Raw genomic sequence first — 2,867 nt, 5'->3', positions numbered from 1 at the left:
CAATCGAACCGACGCGCCTGATGTCAATGTCAATGCTTCGACATTTGCAACCGTACCGCCGCTGACATCCGCGCCGTTATCCAGGCTCAAGGTATCGTCGACGGCGGCTTCGCCCATGATCGCGCCGGTGTAGGTCTGCGCGCCGATAGCGAACGTCACCGTATCGGTAGTCGAGGTTGCGGTCACGTTCGTATTCGCTTGAATGATCGTGACTGCGCGCGCATTGGTCGAATCATCTTCTATCACGTAATTCTCGACATTGGTGAGCGTCGACACTCCGCCATCGCCGACTATCGTAATTTCTTCGCCATTGACACTCGTACCGGATGCGGTGATCGCACCGGTAAATGCCTGATTCTGGGCGGCAGACAGCCGAACCGACGCGCCCGAAGCCAATGTCAACGCTTCGACATTGACAACGGTGCCGCCGCTGACATCCGCGCCGTTATCCAGGCTCAAGGTATCGTCGACGGAGGATTCGCCGGTAATCACACCGGTGTAGGTCTGCGCGCCGATAGCGAACGTTACCGCATCGGTATTCGAGGCTGCGGTCACGTTCGTGTCCGCCTGGCTGATCGTGACTGTCCGCGCATCGGTCGAATCGTCCTCGATACTATAATTCTCAATATTGGCAAGCGTCGTCACGGCACCATTGCCGGTAACGGTGATCGTTTCACCGCCGATGCCGGTACCCGGCGCTGTGATCACGCCGGTAAATCCTTGGTTCTGACTGGCAGACAATCGAATCGATGCGCCTGATGTCAACGTCAACGCTTCTATATTCGCAACTGTGCCGCCGCTGACATCCGCACCATTATCCAGGCTCAGCGTATCGTCGACAGCCGCTTCTCCGCTGATTGCGCCGGTGTAGGTCTGCGCGCCGATAACGAACATCACCGCATCGGTATTCGAGACCGCGGTCACGTTCGTGTTCGCCTGCGTAATCGTGACTGCCCGCATATTGGTCGTATCGTTCTCGATATTATAATTCTCGACATTGGCAAGCGTGATCACTGCGCCATCGCCAGTAACGGTGATTGTTTCACCGCCGATGCCGGTACCCGGCGCTGTGATCGCGCCAATGAAACCCTGATTCTGGACGGCAGACAACCGGACTGACGCGCCTGATGTCAATGTCAACGCCTCGACATTCGCAACCGTGCCGCCGCTGATATCCGCGCCGTTATCGAGGCTCAGCGTATCGTCGACGGATGATTCGCCGGTGATCGTACCGGTATACGCCAGCGCCCCGGCATCGAAGGTGATCGCATCAGTGATTGAATTTGCCGTGACATTCGTATCGGCGCTGCTGATCATGACTGTCCGGGCATTGGTGGAGTCATCGTCAATAGTATAATTCTCGACCTCAGCCAGCGTAGTGACTGCGCCATCGCCGACGATCGTGATTAGTTCGCCATTGACGCCCGTACCGGGCGCCGTGATCGCACCGATAAAGCCCTGGTTCTGCGCGACAGACAGGCGAACCGACGCACCGGTTGCCAGCACCAGCGCTTCGACATTCTCGATCGTGCCGCCGCTGACATCGGCGCCGGTGCCCAGACTGAGCAAATTGAGCGCGTCATCGACCGTGGCTTCGCCAATGATAGTGCCATTGAATATCAATGCACCGAGATAAAACGTCACGGCATCGGTGATCGAATTGGCCGTGACATGCGTATCTGTGCTGCTGATCATCACGGTGCGCGCATCGGTCGAATCATCCTCGATGATGTAATTCTCGACATTGGCGAGCGTCGTTACCGCGCCATCGCCGGTGATAGTGATAGTTTCTCCATTCACACCCGTTCCGGGCGCGGTAACAGCTCCCGTAAAACCCTGGTTCTGGGCGGCGGTCAGTCGAACCGATGCGCGGGATGCCAATGTCAATGCTTCGACGTTCGCAATCGTGCCGCCACTGACATCCGCACCCATAGCCAGACTCAACGTATCGTCGATTGCTCCGTTACCGGTGATCGAACCGGTATACATCAGCGCGCCGACATTGAACGCCACGGCATCGCTGGCCGAATTGGCAGTCACACCGGTATTCGCCTGGCTGATCGTGACTATCCGCGCATTGGTTGAATCATCCTCGATGTTGTATTTTTCAATATTCGCGAGCGTGGTGACTGCGCCATCGCCGGTGATCATGACCGTTTCACCGCCGATTCCACTACCTGACGCTGTAATTGCGCCGCTAAATCCCTGGTTCTGCGTGACGGACAATCGAACCGATGCGCCTGAACTCAGCGTCAGCGCTTCGACACTCGCAATCGTGCCGCCACTGACATCTGCGCCCGTGCTCAGGCTCAGCGTATCGTCGACGGTGGATTCACCGATGATCGTTCCGGTATACGCCAAAGCGTCCAGATTAAACGTAACGGCATCGGTACTTGATGTAGCCGTCACATGAGTATTCGCTTGAGTGACCGTCACAGTGCGCGCATCGGTCGTATCATCGTCAATGGCATAATTTTCGACATTGGCAAGCGTCGTGACTGCGCCATCACCGGTGATCATGATTGTTTCACCGCCGATTCCGGTACCCGGTGCCGCGATCGCGCCGATAAATTCCTGGTTCTGTGCAGCCGAGAGATGAACCGTAGCGCCTGATGCCAACGCCAGCGCTTCGACATTCGCGATGGTACCGCCGCTGACATCGGCTCCGGTGCCCAGACTGAGCAAGTTCAGCGTATCATCGACCGTAGCCTCGCCGATGATCGTGCCGGTAAACGTCAATGCGCCCAGATAAAACGTCACAGCATCGGTGACCGAGTTCGCCGTCACATGCATAGTCGCGCTGTTGATTGTCACGGTGCGGGCGTCAGTCGTATCGTCCTCGATGACGTAATTCTCAACATTGGCGA

1 pseudogene is annotated in these 2,867 nt (G+C 57.0%); it reads right to left on the bottom strand.

From position 1 onward, the window contains the following. Positions 1 to 2,867 (bottom strand): annotated as a pseudogene (locus tag ABF87_RS13385) (hypothetical protein); the annotation flags it as partial.

Source organism: Nitrosomonas sp. JL21 (genome assembly GCF_009833095.1).
In the GTDB taxonomy this organism is placed as follows: Bacteria; Pseudomonadota; Gammaproteobacteria; order Burkholderiales; family Nitrosomonadaceae; genus Nitrosomonas.
This window is presented reverse-complemented; position numbering and strand designations above follow the sequence as displayed.